We start from the raw sequence: 25,807 nt of genomic DNA, 5'->3' as shown, positions 1-25,807 counted from the left end.
AATTGATATTATAAAAAGAGCAATAACAAATAATATGATATGTTTCTTCATTTAACTCTCTCGACCTGAAAAAAGTTATCACAACTATATTCACTTTCTAAACGTAAGCACTGAGAAATAAACACTCTTTTTTTATGTGCTATCGTTTTCTCATTTGAACTTAATCCATAAATGTATACTCTTGATTTTTTATCATTGCATTTTATATTTTTGTTATTCAAACTATCCGTAACATCTAGCAAGAATTTATCAATTTTTTTAATTGTCATGGTGTTATAAATATAAATACTGCAGTTTTCTATATTCCCAATGTAGTAATAAGGTTTACTATTTTTCATACCCATTCCAAATTTTGGTAAAAAAATAAATAAAGATAAAACCACAACAAGAGAAAAACAAATAATAATAAGCCATATTTTTTTAAATTTTACCCGCTGCAGATTTTCACCATGGAAAAATAACCTTAGCATTTTCCTAAAAAATTTTGATAAAAAATTTATTTTTTCTAACGAGTTATTCACCAAATAATATTCATTATCTTTGTTAACATCTTCAACTTTTTCTATGACGACTTTTGAACTTATAACAAATCCTTTCTTGGGAAGAGTTTTTATTATTTCTTGTTCAATCCCTAATGATGAAATTGATTTTCTTAATAAACTAATATAGTTATTCAGATTACTATTAGAGGCTGCAAACCCGTGAGAACCCCATACATTATTTAAAAGAGTCTCTCTTGTTACGATGTTTCCTGCATTTTCTATCAATTCAATAAATAGACGATTTGCTGGCTTTGCTAAAATAACTTTAGTATTGGGATTACTAACTATGTAAATAGCCCCTTCATCGGGATTAAACCCAATAACCAAGTTTATTATATAAGACATAAACTCATACTCTATATTGATCTATTAAAAATAGTTTGTAGACTTACCTTTAACACACACCAGTTATTTTCATGAATAATTCTAGTCATGTTTGATGTTCTTTGTCTATTTTATTTTAGTTACACATTATATATTTACATGTTAACCAACCCAATTAGTTAACATGTAAATATATAATTTCATATAAACCATTTTCAAAGCCAATTAAGGCGGATTGTTTTCGCGCCAATTCATCATATAAAACACATGTCGCAGATTTAAATTCCAAAAAAACAACAAATTTAAAATTTAAAAGCTATAATAATTAAAATATATGGATAAAAAACTACTTGTTTCCATTTTGATATTTTTTTGTTTTTAATTTGTTTGATTTTGAGCCCGTAAATAAAAAATATTTTATACACCGATAAAATAAAACCACTATAATTAAATGATATTAATCCCACCTCCATGAAATTAATGGATTTTTTGGAAATGAGTGACTTAATAAAATAAATAAAACTGCATAATATGAAAATTACAAACCAAAAACAGGCTCTTTTCTCATATTAGCTGATACAACATGGATTTTATGTCGTCTGGAACAATAACCATAGAAAGCATTGAGACTGTAACCATGTGATAATGCTTTTATCCACTAAACAGTGATTAACGCAATAAATAGCAGATACACCAGTATACATTATCAACATATCGTAGATTCTTTTTCCAAAGTGGAACGGATCAATCGAGGCCAATAATAAAACGGAGTGCCTGGTACATAGGGCACTCCGTGGGCTGTAGGTTTATTCTATTTTATACAAATAATAGTACGGTGTTATTGAACTGGACCATAATCAGTAACGGTTACGTTAACAGATGGTCGAACTGCACTTGGATCATAATAGTAATAAGGAGATAGAGAGAATGCTCCGGATTGGTCTCTCAGCGAAATGAACTCTGTTAGTGGAGTTATCACAGTATAGTGATCTGCGGACATTAAATTACAATCGTTATATTCTGGGTCAAAGAAATATTGACCATCGCAACTAGATAGTGCCCCAAGAGCACTTTGATCAGAAAAATTAACGCGGTATTTATGTCCTTTGATGACATTATAGGGTTTCATGATATGAGAGATAGCTACAAATGGTGATCCTGCTCTGTTAATAGTATGGGTTCCCAGTTCAATGGGGTAACCAGGGGGGTACTCAGAACTAAATGTAACCTGGACAGAAAAAATAATTAATGGTTTTTTCTCTAACTTAGCGCTAACGGTAATAACCTGGGCAATATTGCTTGTTAATGGAACATCCAGATAACCATTATTATCCGTACTACCACTACCACTACCAGGTAAGACAGCCCCCCCACTCTGGCTAATCTGTAAAGTTTCACCATGAATACCATAACCAGTTCGTCCATCCAGAAGAATGAATCGAACTAAATTTTGTGCTAATCCGTTAGCCTGTTCATTATCGATTAAGATATCCGCGGTGAGCTGATAATCCGGTTCTATAATAGCTTCAGTGAAGGCAACAGATAACACACTATTCACTTCAGGATCAGACGCCAACCTTGCAATGACCGTTACACTTTCAGCAACTTCATTAGAAATAACTAATGTAAACTGGCCTGAAGAATCTGTATATCCATGCGCAGAACCAAGTTGGGCACTCCCGGTGGCGGTAAAAAACATATATTCACCAGCCATTGGTTGATTGGTCTGGCGATCAACTAGTGTATACAATACTTCGTTTTGGCTTTTACCATCCGCTGGAACTTTATTAGTCATTACTTCCCCCTCAAGAACAGGCTTAGGATCTGTTTCTGATTGGGTAAATATCGAAGTTTCGGTCGCACTTAGAGTATTACCGTATAGCGCTGTAACATTCACTGTTTGCGCTACCGTGTTAGTAAAGTCTACCCTCGCCTGACCAAATACATTTGTATCAGCTGAAATGAAATTAAATCCATTTGAAAACAGTGCGTTTCCATTAACTGAAAATAAAATAGATGCGCCGGGTACAAAAGTATCAGCATTCATTAAAGTTGCGGTTGCTGAGTTACTTTCAATACTATTAGCTAAAGCACCAGATGTCGTACCAAGTGTTAAAGTCTCACCCTCAGCCAATATATTATGGCCATCCTTTAATATTGTCATAGAAACCTCTTATTTAGAGAGTTATTAGTTATAGTTTATAACTTCAAAAAAAATATAATTCAGTATTATAAAGCGCTTTAACTCAAGCGCTTTATAAGTGATTTGAAAATTATTTATTACTTAATGAAATACCCACTCCTGTAGCATTAACATGCCCAACAGGATAAGTATTATTGCAATTATCAGGTTCAGCTCTGAACCAGCTAAAATTAACCGTTCTTGTTTGTGAAATATTTCTATCTCGTAGTAAGCTAGCTTTAATTGTATAACTAAGTGCACCATTTAAGGATTGAATATTAATGTCTACAACCCCACTAGCCCCAGTAGTATTATAATAAATAGGATATGGAGTATTTAAAAAAACAAATTCGAACTCAACATAAGGGACTAACATTAGAGTTCTGGAATCTCGTACTGAGTAACGAATAATATTGTAATCATAACCATCTGGTCTTGCGTTGTTTCTGATGATTACAGCATCAAAAATATACGTTGGCATAGGTTCTTGAAATACTATCGTCGCAACAGCCTGAACAGTTGTATCCTTATCCAGCAGCGCGGTAACAATCACACTTTCTGCAACATAATTGGTAATATCGATATCAAGATAACCGTAGCTATTTGTTCTACCTTGTATGGCCATAATGGCAGAGCCTGTGTGGTATAGCTGTAACCACTCATTAGCAACCGGATTGCCAGTCACTGCATTAGTCAGTATAAAACGAACTCGATTCTCTGACTCACCATCAGCCGGAGCATTATTAGAAATGACTTGTGATGACAAATAATATTGAGCCGCAGGAGAAGTAAAATTAAGAGTGGCTGTATTATATACTGTTGAATCAACATACAACCTACCCGTGACCACGGTAGGTTCCGCCACAGTATTAGAAGATTTCACTTGGGCATAACCGGCCGCATCGGTAATTACATTATTCGGACCTTGTGCAGAACCAGTTCGACTAATGACTATCGATTGGTTAGCGACACCCTGGCCGGTATCCTTTCTTTCTAAGCGATAGGTGATAATATTGGCATCCACACCATTAGCGACTGCATTATTGTGATCTATCGTTGATGTCAGTTGGTACTGTATATGTTGTGCGGTAAACGTAATCGTAGCATTGCTATATAAAGAAAGATCACTACTTAATCTTGCAGTAATAATGACAGATTCAGCAATACTGTTTGAGACCGTAACCGTTGCATAGCCGCTACTACTCGTGGTGACACTACTCTGGACTTGGGCAGAACCTGTATGGCTTAACTGTAATATTTGATTTGCAACACCCAGGCCCGTAGTGAGGTCTTTTAATAGGAAACGTATAACATTGGTATCTGAACCATTGGCTTCAGCATTATTGTTTAGCACTTCTGAAGTAAGTTGTAAAACAGGCTCCACGGAAGTTTGACTGAATGATAGTTGCGTAACCTCAGTAATATCACTATTTGATGCCAAGCGCGCTGTTATCAGCACATTTTCCGCCACTGAGTTAGCTAATGATAATACAAATTGCCCTGCACTATTGACCTGACCATATTCAACATCTAAATGAGCACTACCCGTGGTAGCAAAAAATAGATATTCAGAAGGTACAGGCTGTTGTGTTAAACGATCTTTTAGTAAATATCTAATACTATTCTTATTACTTCCATCAGCAGGTGCGTTATCTGCTAATATAGTACCTTCAAGTACAATATCAGGGCCCGTTGACTCAGATTTAAATTCAGAAACGCCAGTCGCACTGAGAGTATTCTCATATAGGACTGTTATTGTTACTTTTTCTGCTACCGTATTAGTAATATACGCAACCGCCTCACCAAACACGTTGGTTTGTGCAGAGATCACATTAAAACCATTACTAAATAGTGCGGTTCCTGTAACTGAAAAAAGAATATTCGCACCGGGTACTAAACTTCCTGAATTTGTTAACTTTGCGGTAATGGTATTGGTATCAATACCATTAGCCAGTGCAGTAGATGTGGTCGTTAAAGTTAAGGTGTCGCCTGTTGCACGCACTCTATTTTGGCACAATGACATTTCCATAATATACCTCAAGTTATATACAATAAAATCTCGCTATTTATTAAGCGAAATAACAAGTGAAAATAAATAATAATCACATTAATTTTGAGTATAACAAACGAGAGTGAAATTAAACTTAGCATTATTAAAAAATGAATAAGTTCGAAATTAAATATCGAACTATTTATATTCATGAAAAAATGAAATTCCATTTAATCTGTTTTGAATAAATAAATGCACATGGAGAAATATATTTTTAGTAAACCATTTTCATTTCGTTTTAAGTAATCGATGATAAAAACGCCCCAAGATTCAGATACTTGGGGGCGTTTTTATGTTGGCGTAACTACATCCTTTGCTATAGAAACGTGGCGAGCGGCCTGACTAGCCCAAAAGTCACCCTTTCGGCACCACTACATTACCGCCCCTGTTTACGCAATAAATAAACAAAATAGGGCGCGCCAATAAATGTCGCTAATAATCCCGCAGGGATCTGATTTGGGAACAACAACATTCGGCCGCACCAATCAGCAAATACCATTAATAAACCACCTAAAATGGCCGCAATAAATAGCTGTGGAATGGCACGGCGGAAACCCAACATGCGAGCCATATGAGGTGCCATCAGACCAACAAAACTTAATGGCCCAACCGTTAATGTGGCTGCCGCCGTCATAATGGCAGCTAATAGCAAGATGGCTAACCGGCTGGGTGCCAGCGCCACACCTAATGCTCTTGCCGTCACACTACCCAATGGCAAAATCATTAACCAGCGGCGGCACAGCGGTGTTAATGCAATCAAAACCAAAGCAATAACAGCAGTACCAAGTGCTTGCGGGCCATCAACAGAATAAGTCGAGCCTGAAATCCATGCTAGCAAGCCGCGCATTCGTGGATCGCCACTGGCGAGTAACATGGTGATTACCGTGGTAAAAGCGGTGCTCAACGCAATCCCGGCCAATAGCATTCTCCCAGGAGAAAAACCGCCCCGCCCAGCAACGATCAGAATCAATAATAAGGTCGCGGCAGCGCCTAAACTACCTGCGGGTAACAACCATGCCAGTGCATTACCTGGCACGATAAACATCATGATCACCACACCAAAAGATGCGCCAGAGCTTATCCCCAGTACTTCGGGGCTGGCCATTGGATTACCTGTCAGTTTTTGAATTAATGTTCCCGCGACCGCCAGCATCATACCGGCGGCCAATGCCGCTAATACCCGTGGCCAGCGCCAGTGTAATAATGCCTGAATGTCACCACCGCTAATCCAATTCCAACTGTAACTATCACGACCAAACATCAGTGCTACGGCTAAGCCAGCGAACAGGATGAGTAAACCACCGCTGATCCATAAGCCCAAATATTGCCGTTCAGCGGGAACGTTATCACCAAAATCCATGCTGGGAGCCGTCGCGCTGTGTAAGCGGGGCAACAGCCATAATAGTAGTGGTGCACCAATCAGCGCAGTTGCCGCTCCGGTGGGAATTTCTTGCCAAACCTGCGCCAACCAGATTAGCCCTTGATCCGTTACCCACAGCAGTAAAGCACCTAATACAGGTGCCAATATCAGGCGTTGCGATAAGCGGCGAGCACCGAGAATTTTGGCCAACAAAGGTGCGAACAGGCCAATAAAACCAATCACCCCGACAGCATTGACCAACATTGCACTAAACAGGATTGCCAGCCCCAGCGCACACAGCCGTGCTAATGACAACCCTAACCCGAGATTACGAGCGACACCATCATCCAACCCGAGCAAGGTTAATGGGCGAATCAATAAAGCAGCCAATACACCGGTTATCAGTAAACGAGGCAGTAAAAACTGTACCGTGCTCCAATCTTGTTGATTCAGAGCACCGCTACTCCACAGGAACAAACCTTGCAGTTGGTCATAATTAAATAGCGCCAGCAGATTACTGACCGCGCTACAGTAAAGACCGAGTACCAATCCCGCCAGTATTAGTGTGACGGGTGACATGCGTTTACCCCAAGCCACACCGAACACCAACACACCAATAAGGATGCCACCGGCCATTGCTGCCAGTTGGCGGGTGAGTTCACCACCGGGTAGCATCCATAACGTCGCGATAGTCAGGCCAAGCTGGGCTCCCGCAGCCACGCCCAATGTGGCTGGTTCAGCCAGTGGGTTACGTAAGACTTGTTGGAACAAAACCCCCACCAGCCCCAATCCAGCACCGGTTAACAATGCCACCGTCAGCCGGGGGAGTTGGCTGTAATGGAATAACATTTGGCGCACATCATCGCTGTCAGGCTGCCATAGCGCAGCCCCCCAGAGTGGGGCTGGTAATACCTGGCTAAAATTGTATAACGTCAATGCCACGGCAAAAATCAGTAGCAGACTAAGTAAACTAGTTGGCAGAAGCCAACTCTTACGCAGAGTCTTTGCCATCATGAGGGTTTACCCCATGCCGATTCTAACAACCGCACAAATCGCATGGCGGATAATGTCGCGCCATAGAACCAGACCGCAGGCAGTATCTGTAATTGATTTTGACGCACGAATGACATGGATTGCCATAATGGTGTGCCGGTAACCTGTTGTAGCATTTGACTATTACCATGAACAAAACACATTGCTCGCCCTGGTTTTACTGTTGCTAAACGCTCGATTCCCACCACAGCACTGCCCCAGATATTAGTCTCGCCCTGCCAGGCATTTGTAATATTCAATTCGTTTAATACATCCTGGAACAAGCTCCCTTGCCCGATGACCAAGGCATGGCGAGTGTCCAATAGAGAAAACATCAGTAATGATGTGTTACTGGTATCAAAAAGACGTTGCCGGGCAGCTTGCATAAATTGATTAAAGTCATTGAGATGTTGTTCGGCTGCAGCCTCTAATCCAAGACGCTGGCCTAGTGCGCGCAATGAATTTTTGCCGACAGCAAGGGGAGTACTACCCTGCTGGCTGAAAGCAAAACTCATTGAAGGGGCGATCGGAGCGAGTTTTTCCGGTGAAGGGCCGAAACCTTCAGACATCAGGATCAGTGACGGAGCCATTTGCTGTAGCAATTCCAGATTAGGTTCTGTGCGCTGGCCGATATCAATGACACTGGCGGGTAATTCAGGTTCCTCAACCCATAGCCGGTAATTATGAGTATCTGCCACACCATACGGCGTCACTCCCAAAGCCAGCAGTAACTCGACAGGCAACCATTCCAGAGCAACCACCCTGCGGCTATCAATCTTCGGGGAATTTGCTGTCCATCCGGGCAATGAATACAATAATGGCGATAAGGCCAGCGCAGTGAGTAATCTGCGGCGGGTAAGGTCTGGCGGCGTCAGATGGGCGTGTTTCATGGATAAATGCATTTTCATTAATACACGAAACTTACCGGCGCACCACCGGCCGGATGGGGTAATATTCCCATAGGAATACCATAAATCTGCTCCAGAACAGCACCTTGCATCAGGCTGTCAGCAGGGCCTTGCGCGATCATCTCACCACCACGTAGCGCCACTAAATGGTCGCAATAGCGGGCCGCCATATTGATATCGTGTAATACCGCAATAACTGTCAAGCCGCGCTCGCGACTAAGCCGTTGAATCAGCCCCAGCACCTCAACCTGATGGGCTATATCGAGTGCCGAAGTCGGCTCATCGAGCAGCAGGCATCGGCTATTTTGCGCCACCATCATCGCCAGCCAGGCACGTTGGCGTTCACCGCCGGATAAGCTGTCGACCAAACGATTCGCCAGAGGTTTTAAATCCACCAGCGCAATCGCGTCTTCCACCTGTTCGCGGTCTTCCTGACGAAAACGCCCTAGCGCACCATGCCATGGATAACGGCCAATCGCGACCAACTCGCGCACTGTCATCCCTTCAGCTGCCGGTAATTGTTGCGGCAAATAAGCGACTTCACGGGCAAAAGCCTTGTTGTCCCACAGAGATAATGGCACATCATTGAGTAGCACCTCACCATCTGAGGGAGGTTGATGACGACCCAGCATTTTTAAAAGCGTCGATTTACCAGAACCATTATGTCCAATAAGCCCGCAGACTTTCCCTTGTGGAAATGTCAGTGACAAAGGTTGCAATAAGGTTCGGCCAGGAACCGAAAAGCTCAGTTCGTGAAGTGAGAATACGCTGGATTGGCTTGCCTGTTGGTCCAAGATGGTGTCCTGCGATTGAAAAAGTTAACGGGTATTGTTGTTATTGCAACCCGAACGTTATCGATAAATAACGAGAAGGTGAATCGAAACGATAATAATTATCAAAGCGAGTAGTTTATGCGTAACCCACAATGAACTGCAAGCGCAATGCCAGCTGATTGACCCGGATGGAATACAGAAGATGGGAGCGTAGAGATAAAGCTGCAAATACGAAAGGAGCAGACTGGCACGGTAATGGTGCCAGTCTGCTAAATATTATTGACCGAACATATCTTTGATCCAACCCGCGACACCATCGCCATCAGGTTTGGCTTGTTCTGCAGGCTGAGCAGCCTGACACAACCCTTGTGGATTCTCTGTCCAGACTGGGATTGAGCGCATACCGCCCCCATCACCGCAGACAAAATTCCCCGCCGAATCAATATTCATCTGGCTAATCCCTTCCGGTGGCTGCAATACCAGCGGTAATGGAGTTTGATTCTCAAGATAGCGGCGATACAAGGTCAGTGCACCATTAGCACCAGTCAATTTGGCTGGGCCATTATTATCACGCCCCACCCAGGCGATCGCCACTTCTTTACCATCAATACCCGCAAACCAGCTATCTCGCAGGTCGTTGGTAGTACCGGTTTTGGCCGCCAGATTGTATTTAGAGAATTTCACTGACAATGAACGAGATGTCCCGCGGGCTACCCCTTGTTGCATGGCGTACAGCGTCAGATAAGCGGCCTGTGCCGGAACCATGCGTTCCGCTTGCGGGAAGCTCTGATACAGCACGGTGCCATCTTCGGCGATGACCGAACGCACGGCAGATAACGGCGCGCGATTCCCGCCACTGGCGATAGTCTGATATTCCTGTGCGACTTCAACCGGCGTCAGGTCAATCGCCCCCAGCAACATCGCCGGAACTGGATGAATAACGTCTTTCGGAATGCCCAAACGTTGCAGCATGGCACTTATCTGATCCAGCCCGACTGACATCCCCAGATTAACTGTCGGCACGTTTAGCGAGTTAGCTAAGGCATCGACCAACATCACCTGACCACGGAACTGGCGATCATAGTTTTTCGGTTGCCATGATGAACCGTTAGGTAATTTGATCGACAGCGGTTGGTCCGACAGCCAGGTATTGAGGCGATATTTATCCGGTTCACTCAACGCAGTCAGATAGGTCGGTGGCTTGGCGAGTGAACCCACCAAACGGCGGGCTTGCATCGCGCGGTTAAAGCCAGCAAATTGTGGCTGCGCGCCGCCCACCATGGCACGAACTTCACCACTGAAGCGGTCAACAATTACCATCGCCGCTTCCAAATCATCCAAATGACGGGCCGCTTTCAATGCCGGGATCCCATCTTCGATAGCTTTTTCTGCCGCATCCTGTGAAACCGGATCCAGCGTGGTGAAGATTTTCACACCAGACAAATCGTTGATCTTGTCGCCCAGTTTCTGCTGTAACTCCTGGCGCACCATCTGCATAAAGGCCGGTTGCGGAGTGATTACCCCCCCTTTCGGCTGCACACCTAATGGACGTGCGCTAAGCATGGTGTACAACTCGGCATCAATCACCCCCTGGTTCTGTAACAAGCGCAGCACCAGATTACGGCGTTCGAGGGCCAGAGTCGGATTCCGCCACGGGTTATACAGCGATGCTCCTTTTACCATCCCCACCAGCATGGCTTGCTGATCGAGACTCAATTCATTCACTGGCCGACCAAAGTAATACAGGCTCGCCAAAGGGAAACCGCGAATCTGATCACTGCCGCTTTGACCAAGATAGACTTCGTTCAGATACAGTTCCAGAATTCTGTCTTTGCTGTAACGGTAATCCACCAGCAATGCCATATAGGCTTCGTTGAGCTTACGCCACAGTGAACGTTCATTGGTCAGGAACAGGTTTTTGACCAACTGTTGCGTTAACGTACTCCCCCCCTGAACGGCCTTACCAGCGGTCAAATTGGCAACCACCGCACGGCCAATGGAATACGGGCTAATACCATCATGCTCATAGAAATGGCGATCTTCTGTTGCCAGTAAGGTATCGACCAGCAAATCAGGGAAACCGGCACGCGGTACAAACAGGCGCTGCTCACCATTCGGTGATTGCAGCATGGTGATCAATTTAGGATCAAGACGCAGGAAGCCGAAATCGCGCTGGCTATCCAGATTTTGGATCTGGGCCAATTGATCATTTTTAAACACCAAACGCGCACGAATTTGGCCTTCTTTCGCGTCTGGGAAATCAAACGGGCGGCGTAAGATATCAATGCTGTCACCCTGCACGGTAAACTCACCCGGGCGAGTCATTCGAGTGACCTGACGATATTGCATCCCTTCCAGCAAATCGATCATCTCTTTTTTGCTGTAGGACATCCCCGGTTCAAGGCTCACCATGCGGCCATAGACCGCGGCGGGTAATTGCCAAACCTTGCCATCAATTCGACTGCGGATTTGCGAATCCAGGTAAACCCCATAGATTGCCAATACCACGGCACCTACCAGGAACAATTTGATAAATAATCCAAGCCAACGGCATTTTTTGCGGGGCGGACGAGATGCTACCTTTCTTGGCATCGGTTCTTCCTCGTCATCATAATCATCATCGTCGTGGTCTTCGTCATCCAGATAGTCTTCTTCTTCGTATTCATCTTCATCACGCCGCCGGCGCAATGGCCGTTTCGGTGTGGCTTTGGGTAGGGCTTTCTTGCCCTTGCGCCCTATCGGCTCGCGGTCATCCCCAGACATGTCTTTCTCTCCACGCGCATTGGCGATTATTGCGGCTTAATGTGTTCCCCAATTTATCGAATAGAAAGGGGAAACATCTGAAATTATTGGTTTCTGGCCGAGTGTGCTTAGTTATCCTGATACTTCTTGGTTCTGCGTGTTGGCCGGGTATTCGCGGGATCATCCGGCCAGACATGTTTGGGATAGCGCCCTTTCATCTCTTTTTGTACCTCGCGATATGCTCCCTGCCAGAAAGCGGCCAAATCGCCGGTAATCTGTAATGGACGACGCGCGGGTGAAAGTAACTCAAGCACTACGGCTACCCGCCCATTGGCAAGCAGCGGGCTGTGTTGTTCACCAAAAACTTCCTGTAAACGCACTGCCAATATCGGTGGCCGATCGACATAATAACGGATTGGCAGACGGCTACCGGTCGGCACAGTGTAATGAGTTGGCAGCTCAGTATCCAGCCGTTGACGTAACTGCCAGCTCAACAAACGAGTCAGTGCTTCCGCGATATTCACCTGCCGCAGCCCGCGTAAATCTCGCACGCCGGACAACGACGGCTGCAGCCACAGTTCAAGTTTGCCCAGTAAGTTGTCGTCATCTACCGCTGGCCATTGCTCTTCGGGTAGCCAGCGGCTGGCGCATTGTATACGGGTGCACAACTGTTCGGCATTTTCATCCCAATTGAGAGCCTGCAACCCTTGCTCACGAACCCAGTTTAACAACGCGAATTGCAATGCTTCATCACTCGGCTTTGCTAAGGGTTGTGCTCGTAGGGTCAATCGCCCAATTTGCCAACGCCGCCAGGTGCGCAATGTGCCCTTTTCGTCATCCCATTCAACCGCAGTTTGCTCTTCAACCAAATGGGGTAACTGTTTCGCCAGCTGTTCAACCTCAATTGGCAGCGCCAATAAAATACGGGCATCCGGCCCACTGTTGCTTTGCAATAAGTTGGCCGCCACTAACCAAGGCGCACGTGATAATGCCTCGTCTTGCGCCATAGCAGCACCCATACCGTTAGCCAACAGATAGCGGCCATCTTGCCCACGTTGTTGCGCGATACGGTCAGGATAAGCCAGCGCCAACAACTGGCCCGCCAGATCACTGTCCACAGCACCTACCCGAGCATTAACTCTTTGTACCAGTTGCTTCGCTCGCCGCTGCCAATGCGGCTGTGGGCGGCTAAGCCAGTCATGTAAATCAATTTGTCCGGAACGCGGAGGTTCTTCCAGAATCGCGGCTAACAGTGCCGCCGTAGCCAAGGCGTCTGGACTTTGCCCGGCGGCAAAACATAACATGGCGGCCAGCCGTGGTTCACAACCCAAGTTCGCCATACTGCGCCCTGTACCTGTAAGGTGCCCCTGCGAGTCGATAGCCCCCAAACGGAGCAGTAAATCTCGAGCAACGCCCAGGGCCGTTTGGGGGGGCTGATCCAGCCAACTGAGCTGTGCCGCGTCCTGGCATCCCCAATTCAGCAATTCCAGCCACAAACTGCATAAATCACTGTTAAGAATTTCGGGTTCGCTATATTCGACCGCCCGCTCGCCCTGTTCTTTAGCAAACAGATGCCAACAGATCCCCGGTTCCAGTCGCCCGGCTCGCCCAGCGCGCTGTACCATTGAGGCCTGACTAATACGCTGAGTCACTAATCGGGTCAGGCCGTTTTTGACATCAAAGCGCGCAACCCGTTCCAACCCACTATCGACCACCAGCCGAATACCTTCAATCGTCAGGCTGGTTTCAGCAATATTGGTCGCCAGTACCACTTTTCGCCGCCCAACAGGAGCCGGTTGAATGGCCTTCTGCTGCTCAGTGAGTGGTAAAGCACCATATAGTGGGCAAAGATCGGTATCTGTGGCGACGTCGCCTTGCAACCGTTCCATGACACGATGAATTTCGCCAACACCGGGTAAAAATAGCAGCAAAGAGCCAGATTGCTCGTTCAATAATCGTTTAACGCGATTGGCAACCCCGTCCTCCAGCCGTTCGTGGCTAGACAAGGGCTGATAGCTGCGCTCGACAGGAAAGCTGCGCCCCGCGGAAACAATCACAGGGGCTGATGGCAGCAGTGTAGAAAGGCGTTGGTTATCCAGCGTTGCGGACATAATCAGCAGTTTGAGATCATCACGCAGCCCTTGCTGCACATCCAGCAATAGCGCCAGTGCCAGATCAGCCTGCAAACTGCGCTCATGAAACTCATCGAGGATAACCAAAGACACGCCGGTCAACTCGGCGTCTTGCTGGAGCATACGGGTTAAAATACCTTCGGTTACCACCTCAAGGCGGGTGTCCGGCCCGCTTTTGCTTTCGGCTCGCATCCGATAGCCCACGGTCTGCCCCGGCTGTTCACCCAATTGCTGGGCCAAACGGTAAGCCACATTTTTCGCCGCCAGCCGTCGGGGTTCCAACATAATAATCCGGCCTGGCAATCCGCTATGTTGTAGAATTTTCAGTGGTAGCCACGTCGATTTACCGGCTCCAGTAGGGGCATGGAGCAAAACTTGTGGTGAGGTTTGCAACGCAGACAAAATCTCACTGAGCACTTCACCTACCGGTAAAGCCCCAATCTGCGCATTATTTTCTCTCTGACTCACCACATTCTTCCCCATACTCTCTACTTTCATCGTCAGCCATTGTAACATCATGACCGTATAGCGTATTTAGCCGAGTGATTATGCCAACCTAATGTTTAATGCTGTTGATAAAATTAGCTCTCGCCGCCTGTTCTTTGCTCTGGCACTGCCTGATGCCCTGCAACAGCGCATTGTGCAATGGCGAGCAGATAACTTTCCGCCAGAAGCTGGCCGCCCTATTGCTGCGGCAAACCTCCACCTGACGCTGGCGTTTCTCGGCGAGGTTAGCCACGCCAAAGCTCAAATGTTACAACAACAAGCCGGACGTATAAGTCAGCAAGGTTTTAATGTGACGCTGGATGATATCGGCCATTGGCCCGGTTCCGGAGTGGTATGGCTCGGGTGCAAAAATCCCCCGCGCGGGTTATTACAGTTGGCTCAATTGCTGCGCTCCCAAGCGGCACGCAGTGGCTGTTACCAAACACCGCAGCCATTTCATCCTCATGTCTCCTTATTCCGTGGCGCTATTCGCCCAGTCGCCATACCGGCCAGAACCACCAATGAAAACTTTCGGGTGAACCATTTTTCGTTATATGAGTCGGTATATGCGCGTGGCCGTACCCGCTATAACATGGTGCACAGTTGGCCGCTGACTGACAGAGAGTAAAAGGAAACTGAATGCCGCTTGATACAAAATTGTTATCTTTTAACCCAAGGTTACAGCCAGCCACACTTATTAAGCGGTATAAACGCTTTTTAGCTGATATTGTGACGCCCGCTGGAGAAGTGCTGACCATTCATTGCGCTAATACAGGGGCAATGACGGGTTGTGCCACTCCAGGAGATACAGTTTGGTATTCGACCTCAGATAACCCAAAACGTAAGTATCCCCATAGTTGGGAGCTGACTCAAACCCGAACCGGTGACTGGATATGCGTAAATACATTACGTGCCAATGAGTTAGCTAGTGTAGCGATAGATAATAACCAGATAATTGAATTATCTGGTTACACTTCTGTCAAAAGGGAGATTAAATATGGAGATGAGAACAGCCGTATAGACTTGTTATTACAGGCAGAAAATAGGTCTAACTGCTATATTGAAGTCAAGTCGGTTACCTTATTACAGCAACAGTGTGGGTATTTTCCGGATGCCGTCACCCTGCGGGGTCAAAAGCATCTCAGGGAGTTACAAAGCATGGTTGCCAACGGTCACCGGGCGGTACTTTTTTTTGCCGTATTGCATACGGGTATCAGGCAAGTTGCCGCTGCCCGACACATTGACAATCGCTATGCAGAATTGCTGGCCCAGGCTCAGCAAGCAGGAGTGGAGGTTATTTGCTACGGTTTTCAACTATCGCCTGACGGTATCGTGCTGGATGCTCGCCTACCGTTATTACTGGACGAAACACCCAATCCATAACGCCGAATAAAGCAGCGATTATGGAGTAAAGTTGCTCGCCAAATACGCCTTCCTTCACACCATTGTCAAGCAGGCGACAGGAATAATTGCCAACCTACCTTCCTTCTGTTATTTATAGCGGCCTGATTTTTCCCCGTCTTGGGGATTTCGATAGTGCGTATGAATGTAGGAGAAGCATCATGCAAGAAGGGCAAAAACGTAAAACCTCGTCCTTGAGCATTCTCGCCATCGCTGGGGTAGAACCATACCAAGAGAAGCCAGGCGAAGAGTATATGAATGCCGCCCAATTGGCGCATTTCAAGCTTATTCTTGAAGCATGGCGCAACCAGCTCAGGGATGAAGTGGACCGTACTGTATCGCACATGCAAGACGAAGCTGCTAATTTCCCGGATCCGGTAGACCGCGCCGCGCAGGAAGAAGAGTTTAGTCTTGAGCTTCGTAACCGCGACCGCGAGCGTAAACTGATCAAAAAGATCGAGAAGACGCTGAAAAAAGTCGAGGATGACGATTTCGGTTTCTGCGAGTCTTGTGGCGTAGAAATCGGCATTCGCCGCCTGGAAGCACGGCCAACAGCAGATTTGTGCATTGACTGTAAAACTCTGGCCGAAATCCGCGAAAAGCAGATGGCAGGCTAACACAGCAAGAATCTATATATCCAAAGAAGTTGGGGCTATAGGTCGCTAACAACCCTACAGCTCCAAGTACAAAGGATATGACACGGTGCCAGAGCCACCTCCGGCACCGCATTTATCACGCTGGATCTCCCTTTCCCTTTTATGTCCGAAAATATCAAGACTCGACAGTCAGGCTATGTAGGGCGTTTTGCGCCGTCTCCGTCTGGTGATTTGCATTTCGGTTCGCTGATTGCAGCATTGGGCAGTTATCTGCAAGCTCGCGCTGAAGGTGGGCGCTGGCTGGTTCGCATTGAAGATATTGATCCTCCGCGTGAAATCCCTGGCGCTGCGGCCCGTATTTTGGCAGCACTAGACCACTACGGCCTACATTGGGATGGCTCGGTGATTTACCAATCTCAGCGCCACGAAGCCTATCGCGCCACCTTAGACTGGCTAAAGCAACAAGAGCTGAGTTATTACTGCACCTGCACCCGCAGCCGAATTCAGCAGATCGGCGGCTTATACGACGGCCATTGTCGCGATCGCCATTTACCTGCCGTGGGTGCGGCTATCCGTCTGCGCCAGACTCATCCGGTTTATACCTTTTATGATAAATTACTCGGTGAGTTGCATGCCGAGCCTGCATTGGCCGAAGAAGATTTTATTATTCGCCGTCGAGATGGCTTGTTTGCCTATAATCTGGCGGTAGTGGTTGATGATGCCTTTCAAGGGGTGACCGAGATTGTGCGCGGAGCCGATTTAATCGAGCCAACCGTACGCCAAATAGCCCTCTATCAGCAGTTACAGCAGCCGATACCCAGCTATTTACACTTGCCACTAGCACTAAACCATGATGGTAATAAGCTCTCTAAGCAAAATCATGCGCCGCCGCTGCCGAATGGCGATCCGCGCCCGATTTTGGTTGAAGCACTGAAATTTTTACATCAACCACTGCCGGAATGCTGGCAAGATCTTGATTTGCCGTTATTATTACGTTTTGCAGTCGAAAATTGGACATTGGCAGCTATTCCACTTCAGGGGGCGATAACCGCCACTGAAAACACAACGGCATTCTCAAAGGAACCACGGTGAGCTATGATTAGCCGCTGTTTTTCTGTTGTTCTGTAATTTATTAGCCACTATCGAGGTGTACCATTTTTACCCGAGTAGCCAATTTCTGCCGTAAGGTACTGATTCGCGATGATAAATCAGTTCGCGATGACAAAGCAGTCCGTGAAGACACGGCCCGTGATAGCAGTGCCCGTAAAGATAGAGTGCCCGGTGAAGATAACGTGGCCCGCAAAGAGAAAAGGCCTGCCAGAACGAATACTGGCCGCAAGAATCACGCGGTGCCTGCTTCACAACCGCTTTCTTCACAGCAAAGTGCGATGACGATTATTCCGCGAGACCAGCACAATATCTCTCGTAAAGATATCAGCGATAATGCGCTGAAGGTTCTCTATCGCCTGAATAAATCCGGTTATGAAGCCTATCTGGTCGGCGGCGGTGTCCGTGACCTGTTACTGGGCAAAAAACCGAAAGATTTTGATATCACCACCAGCGCCACACCTGAGCAAGTGCGAAAGCTATTCCGTAACTGCCGCCTGGTGGGTCGCCGTTTCCGTTTGGCCCATGTCATGTTCGGCCCGGAAATCATTGAAGTCGCGACTTTCCGTGGTCACCACGAACAACAACAAGCAGAAGACAGTGACAAAAACTCGTCTCAGCAGGCACAAAATGGCATGCTGCTGCGTGACAACATATTTGGCACGATTGAAGATGATGCCCAACGTCGCGATTTCACCATTAATAGCCTCTATTACGGTATTTCTGATTTTGCACTGCGCGACTACACCGGCGGTTTGCGAGATCTGAAAGAAGGGATTATCCGTCTGATTGGCGATCCTGAAACCCGCTATCGTGAAGATCCGGTGCGGATGCTGCGTGCGGTTCGTTTTGCCGCAAAGCTGGATATGACGATCAGCCCAGAAACGGCAGAGCCGATCCCGCGCCTGGCCTCGCTGCTGCGCGAGATCCCTCCCGCTCGTCTGTTTGAAGAATCACTCAAACTGCTGCAATCAGGCTACGGCTATAAAACCTATTTAAAACTGTGTGAATATCAGCTTTTCCAGCCGCTATTCCCGCTGATTGCCCGTAATTTTACCGAACATCATGATTCAGCGATGGAACGAATTCTGGTTCAAGTGCTGAAAAATACCGACCATCGTTTGCATAATGATAAGCGTGTCAATCCGGCATTCTTATTTGCCGCTATGCTTTGGTATCCGCTTATCGAACATGCGCAGAAGCTGACGCAAGAAAGCGGCCTGGCCTATTACGATGCTTTCGCACTGGCAATGAATGATGTTCTGGATGAAGAGTGCCGTTCGCTGGCCATTCCAAAACGTATTACCTCATTAGTGCGGGATATCTGGCTGCTGCAATTGCGGCTGTCGCGCCGTCAGGGCAAACGTGCGCACAAGCTGATGGAGCATCCAAAGTTCCGTGCAGCTTACGATTTACTCGTATTGCGGGCAGAAGTGGAAAACAACCATGAACTACAGCGCCTGGCGCAGTGGTGGGGAGAATTCCAGGAAGCAACGCCGCTGCAGCAGAAAAATATGCTAAATACTTTAGGGGCTGATCCGGCGCCACGACGCTCTCGTCCTCGCCGCCCACGTAAGCCAGCACCACGTAAAGAAGGGGCATAATTCGCACCATGATCCGGGTCTATATTGCGCTAGGCAGTAATCAGTCCATGCCACTGCAACAGGTCAAAACCGCACTGGAAGCGCTGGAGCATCTGCCGCGCACCCGGTTGGTGGCCTGTTCGCCGTTTTATCGCACTAAGCCGTTAGGGCCACAGGATCAGCCGGATTTCCTTAATGCGGTCGTGGCGTTAGATACCGCCCTTCCACCAGAACAACTGTTGGATAGCACCCAAGCCATTGAGCGCAATCAGGGGCGTGTGAGGAAAGAACAGCGTTGGGGGCCCCGGACTCTGGATCTCGATATTATGCTGTATGGCAATCAAGTGATAAAAACTGATCGCCTGATCGTGCCACATTATGGTCTGAAAGAGCGGGAGTTCATGCTCTACCCCTTAGCCGATATCGCCCCTGATCTTATTTTCCCCGATGGCGAACCCCTGTCAGAGCGCCTGAAACTCGTGGATAAAAATGGCCTGGTGCCTTGGTAACTGCGCCGACCCAATCCAACACGTTATATACCTATCTGATATCCCACCATTTTAACCTACCGTCTCAGGAGAAAGAGTGATGAAAGCCACCACTATGAGCCACTTGCGCCAATGGAAACTCGAAAAGCGTAAGTTCGCCACACTGACTGCCTATGATGCCAGCTTTGCTCAGCTATTTGCCGAACAGGGAATTGAGGTTCTGTTGGTGGGTGACTCGCTCGGTATGACATTACAAGGCTTCGACTCTACCCTGCCGGTCACAACTGCAGATGTGGCTTATCATACCCGTGCAGTTCGCCGTGGTGCGCCTCATTGCTTGTTATTGGCAGATATGCCGTTTATGAGTTACGCCACTCCTGAGCAAACATTTGCTAATGCTGCCGAGTTGATGCGTGCCGGGGCCAATATGGTCAAATTGGAAGGGGGTAGCTGGTTGTGCGATACCGTTCGCATGCTGGCAGAACGCGCTGTTCCGGTATGTGGGCATTTGGGGTTAACGCCACAATCAGTCAATATTTTCGGCGGTTACAAAGTACAGGGTCGCGAAGAAGTGGCGGCTAACCAGCTATTGAAAGATGCTCAAGCGCTTGAAAATGCTGGCGCACAATTATTGGTACTGGAATGTGTCCCAGTGGAGTTGGCACAGCGCGTAACGGAAGCACTGGCTATCCCGGTGATTGGTATTGGCGCGGGGAATGTTACCGATGGGCAGATTCTGGTCATGCATGATGCGCTGGGTATTACCGGTGGTCATACACCGAAATTCAGCAAAAACTTCCTGGCGCAAAGTGCGGGTGATATTCGCGCTGCAATTAAGCTGTATATTCAAGAAGTTGAGAGCGGTGTTTATCCCGCTGAAGAACATACTTTTCAATAAGTTTTTGTTGATAAATATTCAGGGGAATTAGGATGCTAATTATTGAAACCTTGCCGCTGTTGCGCCAGCAAATTCGCCGTTGGCGTCAAGAGGGTAAGCGAGTCGCACTGGTGCCGACTATGGGTAACCTGCACGAAGGGCATATGACATTGGTGGAAGATGCAAAAACTCGTGCCGATGTTGTCGTCGTGAGTATTTTTGTCAATCCGCTGCAATTCGAACGCCCAGATGACTTGGCCCGCTATCCACGCACTTTGCAAGAAGATTGCGAGAAGCTAACCCGCCACGGCGTTGATTTAGTGTTTGCACCAGCAGCCGCTGATGTCTATCCGGCGGGTCTGGAAGCTCAGACTTATGTTGACGTCCCTGCTCTCTCGACCATTTTGGAAGGCGCCAGCCGCCCCGGCCATTTCCGTGGCGTATCGACTATCGTTAGCAAGTTGTTCAATCTGGTTCAGCCGGATGTAGCCTGTTTTGGCGAAAAAGATTACCAACAACTGGCGCTGATCCGCAAAATGGTGGCGGATATGGGCTATGACATCAATATTGTCGGCGTGCCCATTGTGCGAGCCAAAGATGGCCTGGCACTCAGCTCTCGCAATGGCTATTTGAGCGCTGAAGAACGTAAAATCGCACCACAGCTTTATAAGATAATGCAGGCATTGGCTGAGAAACTCGCCTTGGGCGAACGGCAGATTGATGATTTACTGGCTGACACCGCAGAACAATTGCGTGATGCTGGCTTTACTCCAGATGAACTGTTTATCCGCGATGCTCAAACCTTGCAGCCACTGACCGTTGACAGCAAGCAGGCGGTAATTCTCATGGCTGCCTGGCTGGGTAAAGCACGCCTAATTGATAATCAACAGGTTGATTTAAATAGTTAATTTCAAAAAGTACATTATGATGAAACGAGCATATAAAGTCAGCCATAGACAAGCGATATAAAATCAGCAAAACTGGGTGCTTCTCCCTAAATCGGTCGATGATGGGATTGGGTGCCAGACTTATTCTGGGCAATAACCGGGGTCAAAGGTAAGAGTTATGATACGCACTATGTTGCAAGGCAAACTGCACCGGGTGAAAGTCACTCAAGCTGATTTGCACTATGAAGGTTCCTGCGCTATTGATCAGGATTTTCTGGAAGCCGCTGGGATTTTGGAATACGAAGCCATTGATATTTATAACGTTGATAATGGTCAGCGTTTTTCGACTTATGCCATTGCCGCCGAACGCGGTTCGCGGATTATCTCTGTGAATGGTGCGGCTGCACGCTGCGCCTGTGTGGGTGATAAATTGATCATCTGTTCTTATGTCCAGATGTCTGATGCTGATGCCCGCCTGCACCACCCTAAAGTGGCGTATTTTGAAGGTGAAAATCAGTTGCAGCGCAAGGCTAAAGCCGTCCCCGTTCAGGTCGCTTAATAGCCGTCGGACGCGAAGTTACACATATAGAAAAGGCGCTTAGCTTAACCACAGCGCCTAAAACTGCTGGTAAACCTTGATAACTCGATCTTGTCAGGTGAAGACCGGTAGAAGAGTAAAGCGTCCGCGCCAGGGATGGCGCGGCTCGAGCCCCCAAGGAAGGGTTTACGGCGTCTTTACGATCTACCTGTTTTCACCGCTGCGAGCACTCTGTCATTAAGCCCGCCTTTTTTATATCTTAACGTCACACTATAAAATAACTAATCCGACTCCATCACCGCAGGTGCAGGGGCAACCGGCTGGCCAGGTTCATTGGCAATACGCTCTGCCATGGTCGGAATTGAATCCGTACGCAAAATATAAAGCCGCTTGAGGGTATACGGGTTATCACCAGGTTTAACCTTGCCCTGCATCGTCGTTACCGCCAAATGGAAACCGGCATTTTTAGCAGCATCAATCGCTGTTTGATTAAAGCCACCGAACGGATATGACAGGAAAACCACGTGCGGATTAAACTGCGATAATGCACGGCGAGAGTGCTCAAAATCAAAAACAATATTGTGATAAGAACGGCTCAATAAGATTGGATTACGTTTATTGTCTGTCCGGTGCAAGAAGTGTGTATGAGATTGAATATCAAATACATCCTGAATCTCTTTCAATTCAGCAATACTCATAAACTGTAATGAGTCAGGATTCCATTTCTGTGGGTGACGTTTTATACGTGATGAAATAATAAAAGCGGTAGCCCGGAAACCATTTTCTTTCAGAATCGGGTAAGCATAGCGATGGACTGATTTAAGACCATCATCAAATGTCAGCACCACGACTTTCCCCGGCAGATTAATCTTGTTATTAAGATAACCTTCAAGCTGATAGAGAGAAATCGTGTCGTAACCCGTCTGTTTGAGATAGGTCATCTGGTTACTAAACGCGGCATCAGAGGTGGTCGTTGAGGTATTGAGGAAACGTTTATTTTCCTCATTCTTCAACATATGGTGATAAGTCAGGATAGGAATGCCGTTATCTATTTCAGCATCAGCACTGCTGACATAGCCCAAACGATCGCCAATATTAACCTGATACCAGGTATTACTGAGCCTGTCTTTCAACTTACCCACAATCGGGTAGCGCAAATTTTCGACCAAGGTAGCAAATTGTTCGCTGTCGACATCTGCCGCCAGATAAACCGGCGTTTCGCGCTTAATAATAATGTTTTGGTTCGGTAGAGGCTTATTTAAATCCCCCAATATATCGTTGTTTTTTCGTGCCTTATTGATATCGCGTAAATCGTCTTTATCAATAAAGCCGATACCGTTACCAAATTTAAACTCATAGTATTCTGCCGCAGCGGGCAAAACCTGAATAAGCTGATCTTCTTTAACCTCACCGACAGGAATGACTTGCTCACCTACCAGCGAATATATTTCGCTGTCACGGTCTGTCACCATATATTTAGGGGTAAGAACTGCTTCGTCTGGCAGAAGATCTGCATGGGTTGCCGGCATCACTACCGACATGACAATACCGAGTAGCATCCCAATAGCTATTCTGTTTTTATGCCACATTATCGTTCTACTTATGCGCATTCGGCGCTGAATTGAAAAGGGAAAATCTGGTGCGCCAGCATAGCACGAGACACTTGAAGTTGAGAAAGGCGATATTAGATAGGAGCATTATTTATTACGATTAAATTCCAGCATTAACAACAATTAACTAACTAATAATTTACGAGTAATACTTAAAATTCGATCCAAAGCCCTTGGCGTTACAGAGATGAAGTAGCCAACACCGCTGCAGCACCAAGGCCGAAGAACATCCCCAAAGTCATTGGTGTTACAGCAAGGCGGCAAGTCAACGCATCCCGATGAGCTTACATTAGTAAGTGATTCGGGTAAGTGGACGTAGCCAACACCGCTGTAGCGCCAAGGCCGAAGGGGATTAGGTGCGTAGGCCGCGACCACGCTCGATCAAATACCAAGCCCAGGCATAAAATACCGCGATAAACACCACCAAGACGCCAATGGTGTACACCAGTGGTACATCAGTGATCCCGAGGAATCCGTAACGGAAGCCACTGATCATATACACGATAGGGTTCAGTTTTGATACCGCTTGCCAGAACGGTGGCAGCAAGGCTAACGAATAAAACACCCCGCCCAGATACGTCAGCGGCGTCAGCACAAAGGTCGGCACCAGACTGATATCATCAAATGTTTTGGCGAACACGGCATTCAACAATCCGCCAAGCGAAAACAGAATCGCCGTCAGCATTAATGTCAGTGCAATCATTGACCAGGAGTGGACATGCAGCGGCACAAAGAACAGCGAAACAATGGTCACCAGAATACCGACACAGATCCCACGCGCCACCCCACCGCCAACATAACCCACAATCACGATATGGGTGGGAACCGGTGCGACCAGCAATTCTTCAATGCTGCGCTGGAATTTTGCGCCAAAAAATGAGGCTGCGACGTTGGCATAGGAGTTTGTTATCACCGCCATCATTATCAGACCAGGAACAATAAACTGCATATAATCAAAGCCACCCATATCACCAATTCGGGAACCAATCAGGTTGCCGAAAATAACGAAATAGAGCGACATAGTAATCACCGGTGGCACCAGAGTTTGGATCCAGATGCGAGCAAAACGGGTGATCTCTTTGATCCAGATACTCTGTAGTGCTACCCAATACAGGCGGGTCATGCTTTTTCTCCCCCGTTGCCGTTAACCAAGGTGACAAATAACTCTTCCAGACGGTTAGCCTTGTTACGCATACTTTGTACCTGTATTCCCTGTGCGTTCAGTTGGCTAAACAGACCATTCAAGCCTTGTTCACGTTTAACATCAACTTCCAACGTTGAGGTATCTGTTAGACGATAGCCATACCCTTCCAGCTTCGGCAGCGGACTTTTAATCGCCAAATCAAAAATAAAGGTTTCTGACTCAAGTTTGCCAAGCAGTTGTTTCATGGTGGTATTTTCCACCAGCTCGCCATTCTGAATAATGCCGATATTACGGCACAGCATTTCAGCTTCTTCCAGATAATGGGTCGTCAGAATGATCGTGGTTCCCTGCGCATTTAGCTCTTTAAGGAACCCCCACATAGAGCGACGCAACTCGATATCTACCCCTGCTGTCGGTTCATCCAGAATCAGTAATTTTGGCTCATGCATCAGCGCGCGGGCAATCATCAAACGGCGCTTCATGCCGCCGGAGAGACGAATCGCGCGCTCATCACGTTTGCTCCATAAATCTAATTGGCTGAGATATTTCTCTGCTCGCTGCATGGCTTCACGCCGTGTGACGCCGTAATAGCCCGCTTGGGTAATCACAATCTGTAATACTGTTTCAAACGGGTTAAAGTTGAATTCTTGTGGCACCAGCCCGAGTTGCCGTTTGGCATTTACGATATCTTGATCAATGTCGTAACCAAAGACCGTCACCTTGCCAGAGGTTTTGTTCACCAATGAGCTGATAATGCCAATAGTGGTGGATTTACCCGCCCCATTAGGCCCAAGTAGTGCATAAAAATCGCCTGCCTCTACGTGCAGATCAATGCCACGCAGAGCCTGAACGCCACCTGCATAGGTTTTGGTCAGCTGCGTTATTTCCAGTGCATATGTCATAAGTAAAAAAGAACCTTATTCTATGAGTTCCCAGCGGTTACAGCATGTCCGTGGCTTGCTTAACCCTCCCTGTCAGGGCAAGTTACGGGGGCAAAGGGAAGCAGTTAGATACAGAGAAGATGTTGCGCAGACAAAAATTGTAC

The 25,807-nt window shown here is 47.0% G+C and carries 20 protein-coding genes; 9 read left to right on the top strand and 11 right to left on the bottom strand.

Features of this window, described 5'->3' with window-relative positions:
- Positions 1-47: 47 nt before the first annotated feature.
- From FTB31_RS19735 to hrpB, 8 genes are all read right to left on the bottom strand, one after another.
- Complete coding sequence (locus tag FTB31_RS19735; RefSeq protein WP_077174219.1) at positions 48-887, bottom strand: winged helix-turn-helix domain-containing protein; 840 nt, start codon at positions 885-887, stop codon at positions 48-50.
- Between the two features lie 817 nt (positions 888-1,704).
- A complete protein-coding gene (locus tag FTB31_RS19730; RefSeq protein WP_227731714.1) occupies positions 1,705-3,030 on the bottom strand; it encodes an Ig-like domain-containing protein in 1,326 nt (441 codons plus the stop codon).
- Between the two features lie 109 nt (positions 3,031-3,139).
- Complete coding sequence (locus FTB31_RS19725; protein ID WP_077174220.1) at positions 3,140-5,077, bottom strand: Ig-like domain-containing protein; 1,938 nt, start codon at positions 5,075-5,077, stop codon at positions 3,140-3,142.
- Positions 5,078-5,474: 397 nt separating this feature from the next.
- Positions 5,475-7,472: a Fe(3+)-hydroxamate ABC transporter permease FhuB gene (gene fhuB / locus FTB31_RS19720; RefSeq protein WP_077174221.1), complete on the bottom strand. Its 1,998-nt coding sequence runs from the start codon at positions 7,470-7,472 to the stop codon at positions 5,475-5,477.
- Positions 7,469-8,398, bottom strand: coding sequence for a Fe(3+)-hydroxamate ABC transporter substrate-binding protein FhuD (gene fhuD / locus FTB31_RS19715; protein ID WP_077174222.1), 930 nt, complete (start codon positions 8,396-8,398; stop codon positions 7,469-7,471). Before fhuD ends, fhuB begins: the two co-directional genes overlap by 4 nt.
- Complete coding sequence (gene fhuC, locus FTB31_RS19710; RefSeq protein WP_072081676.1) at positions 8,398-9,192, bottom strand: Fe3+-hydroxamate ABC transporter ATP-binding protein FhuC; 795 nt, start codon at positions 9,190-9,192, stop codon at positions 8,398-8,400. Before fhuC ends, fhuD begins: the two co-directional genes overlap by 1 nt.
- Before the next feature lie 255 nt (positions 9,193-9,447).
- Positions 9,448-11,934, bottom strand: a complete 2,487-nt coding sequence (gene mrcB / locus FTB31_RS19705) for a bifunctional glycosyl transferase/transpeptidase (RefSeq protein ID WP_227731713.1) — start codon at positions 11,932-11,934, stop codon at positions 9,448-9,450.
- A 107-nt stretch (positions 11,935-12,041) separates the two neighbouring features.
- The gene (hrpB, locus tag FTB31_RS19700; RefSeq protein WP_227731717.1) at positions 12,042-14,561 is read right to left on the bottom strand and encodes an ATP-dependent helicase HrpB; all 2,520 of its coding nucleotides are present in this window, start codon (positions 14,559-14,561) and stop codon (positions 12,042-12,044) included.
- 43 nt (positions 14,562-14,604) lie between these two features.
- Here hrpB and thpR point away from each other — a divergent pair, with 43 nt between their 5' ends.
- The 9 genes from thpR to panD all read left to right on the top strand — a co-directional run bounded on the left by thpR (position 14,605) and on the right by panD (position 22,029).
- Positions 14,605-15,159: an RNA 2',3'-cyclic phosphodiesterase gene (gene thpR / locus FTB31_RS19695; RefSeq protein ID WP_227722821.1), complete on the top strand. Its 555-nt coding sequence runs from the start codon at positions 14,605-14,607 to the stop codon at positions 15,157-15,159.
- 11 nt (positions 15,160-15,170) lie between these two features.
- Positions 15,171-15,914, top strand: a complete 744-nt coding sequence (sfsA, locus tag FTB31_RS19690) for a DNA/RNA nuclease SfsA (protein ID WP_175628018.1) — start codon at positions 15,171-15,173, stop codon at positions 15,912-15,914.
- Between the two features lie 179 nt (positions 15,915-16,093).
- Positions 16,094-16,549, top strand: a complete 456-nt coding sequence (gene dksA / locus FTB31_RS19685; protein WP_005156764.1) for an RNA polymerase-binding protein DksA — start codon at positions 16,094-16,096, stop codon at positions 16,547-16,549.
- A 141-nt stretch (positions 16,550-16,690) separates the two neighbouring features.
- A complete protein-coding gene (gluQRS, locus tag FTB31_RS19680) occupies positions 16,691-17,620 on the top strand; it encodes a tRNA glutamyl-Q(34) synthetase GluQRS (RefSeq protein WP_077293308.1) in 930 nt (309 codons plus the stop codon).
- A gap of 257 nt (positions 17,621-17,877) precedes the next feature.
- Positions 17,878-19,239, top strand: a complete 1,362-nt coding sequence (gene pcnB, locus FTB31_RS19675) for a polynucleotide adenylyltransferase PcnB (protein ID WP_407083950.1) — start codon at positions 17,878-17,880, stop codon at positions 19,237-19,239.
- Positions 19,240-19,247: 8 nt separating this feature from the next.
- Positions 19,248-19,727: a 2-amino-4-hydroxy-6-hydroxymethyldihydropteridine diphosphokinase gene (gene folK / locus FTB31_RS19670; protein WP_050075933.1), complete on the top strand. Its 480-nt coding sequence runs from the start codon at positions 19,248-19,250 to the stop codon at positions 19,725-19,727.
- A gap of 79 nt (positions 19,728-19,806) precedes the next feature.
- Positions 19,807-20,604 (top strand): 3-methyl-2-oxobutanoate hydroxymethyltransferase, encoded by a 798-nt coding sequence (gene panB / locus FTB31_RS19665; protein WP_227725834.1) that lies wholly within the window; start codon positions 19,807-19,809, stop codon positions 20,602-20,604.
- A gap of 32 nt (positions 20,605-20,636) precedes the next feature.
- Positions 20,637-21,491, top strand: coding sequence for a pantoate--beta-alanine ligase (panC, locus tag FTB31_RS19660; protein ID WP_050075931.1), 855 nt, complete (start codon positions 20,637-20,639; stop codon positions 21,489-21,491).
- 157 nt (positions 21,492-21,648) lie between these two features.
- Positions 21,649-22,029, top strand: coding sequence for an aspartate 1-decarboxylase (gene panD / locus FTB31_RS19655; RefSeq protein WP_005156780.1), 381 nt, complete (start codon positions 21,649-21,651; stop codon positions 22,027-22,029).
- Between the two features lie 260 nt (positions 22,030-22,289).
- Here the strand turns inward: panD and FTB31_RS19650 are convergent, their stop codons facing one another.
- From FTB31_RS19650 to FTB31_RS19640, 3 genes are all read right to left on the bottom strand, one after another.
- On the bottom strand, positions 22,290-23,597 hold the full coding sequence (locus FTB31_RS19650) for a polysaccharide deacetylase family protein (protein ID WP_050075930.1): 1,308 nt from the start codon (positions 23,595-23,597) through the stop codon (positions 22,290-22,292).
- A gap of 373 nt (positions 23,598-23,970) precedes the next feature.
- A complete protein-coding gene (locus tag FTB31_RS19645; RefSeq protein WP_050075929.1) occupies positions 23,971-24,741 on the bottom strand; it encodes an ABC transporter permease in 771 nt (256 codons plus the stop codon).
- Entirely contained in the window at positions 24,738-25,664 is a 927-nt protein-coding gene (locus tag FTB31_RS19640) for an ABC transporter ATP-binding protein (protein ID WP_050075927.1), read from the bottom strand. The genes FTB31_RS19645 and FTB31_RS19640 overlap by 4 nt, the downstream gene beginning before the upstream one ends.
- Positions 25,665-25,807 lie beyond the last annotated feature (143 nt).

Source organism: Yersinia proxima, assembly GCF_902170785.1.
Taxonomy (GTDB): Bacteria; Pseudomonadota; Gammaproteobacteria; order Enterobacterales; family Enterobacteriaceae; genus Yersinia; species Yersinia proxima.
The sequence above is the reverse complement of the archived record's forward strand: the minus strand, read 5'-3'. Positions and strand labels throughout refer to the sequence as shown.

Coding starts and splice junctions, on each gene's coding strand:
- FTB31_RS19650 (WP_050075930.1), bottom strand. CDS start 23,597: ATGTGGCATAAAAACAGAATAGCTATTGGGATGCTACTCGGTATTGTC.
- thpR (WP_227722821.1), top strand. CDS start 14,605: ATGTTTAATGCTGTTGATAAAATTAGCTCTCGCCGCCTGTTCTTTGCT.
- FTB31_RS19640 (WP_050075927.1), bottom strand. CDS start 25,664: ATGACATATGCACTGGAAATAACGCAGCTGACCAAAACCTATGCAGGT.
- FTB31_RS19725 (WP_077174220.1), bottom strand. CDS start 5,077: ATGGAAATGTCATTGTGCCAAAATAGAGTGCGTGCAACAGGCGACACC.
- fhuD (WP_077174222.1), bottom strand. CDS start 8,398: ATGAAAATGCATTTATCCATGAAACACGCCCATCTGACGCCGCCAGAC.
- fhuB (WP_077174221.1), bottom strand. CDS start 7,472: ATGATGGCAAAGACTCTGCGTAAGAGTTGGCTTCTGCCAACTAGTTTA.
- sfsA (WP_175628018.1), top strand. CDS start 15,171: ATGCCGCTTGATACAAAATTGTTATCTTTTAACCCAAGGTTACAGCCA.
- dksA (WP_005156764.1), top strand. CDS start 16,094: ATGCAAGAAGGGCAAAAACGTAAAACCTCGTCCTTGAGCATTCTCGCC.
- FTB31_RS19645 (WP_050075929.1), bottom strand. CDS start 24,741: ATGACCCGCCTGTATTGGGTAGCACTACAGAGTATCTGGATCAAAGAG.
- mrcB (WP_227731713.1), bottom strand. CDS start 11,934: ATGTCTGGGGATGACCGCGAGCCGATAGGGCGCAAGGGCAAGAAAGCC.
- gluQRS (WP_077293308.1), top strand. CDS start 16,691: ATGTCCGAAAATATCAAGACTCGACAGTCAGGCTATGTAGGGCGTTTT.
- panB (WP_227725834.1), top strand. CDS start 19,807: ATGAAAGCCACCACTATGAGCCACTTGCGCCAATGGAAACTCGAAAAG.
- panC (WP_050075931.1), top strand. CDS start 20,637: ATGCTAATTATTGAAACCTTGCCGCTGTTGCGCCAGCAAATTCGCCGT.
- FTB31_RS19730 (WP_227731714.1), bottom strand. CDS start 3,030: ATGACAATATTAAAGGATGGCCATAATATATTGGCTGAGGGTGAGACT.
- hrpB (WP_227731717.1), bottom strand. CDS start 14,561: ATGTTACAATGGCTGACGATGAAAGTAGAGAGTATGGGGAAGAATGTG.
- panD (WP_005156780.1), top strand. CDS start 21,649: ATGATACGCACTATGTTGCAAGGCAAACTGCACCGGGTGAAAGTCACT.
- FTB31_RS19735 (WP_077174219.1), bottom strand. CDS start 887: ATGTCTTATATAATAAACTTGGTTATTGGGTTTAATCCCGATGAAGGG.
- folK (WP_050075933.1), top strand. CDS start 19,248: ATGATCCGGGTCTATATTGCGCTAGGCAGTAATCAGTCCATGCCACTG.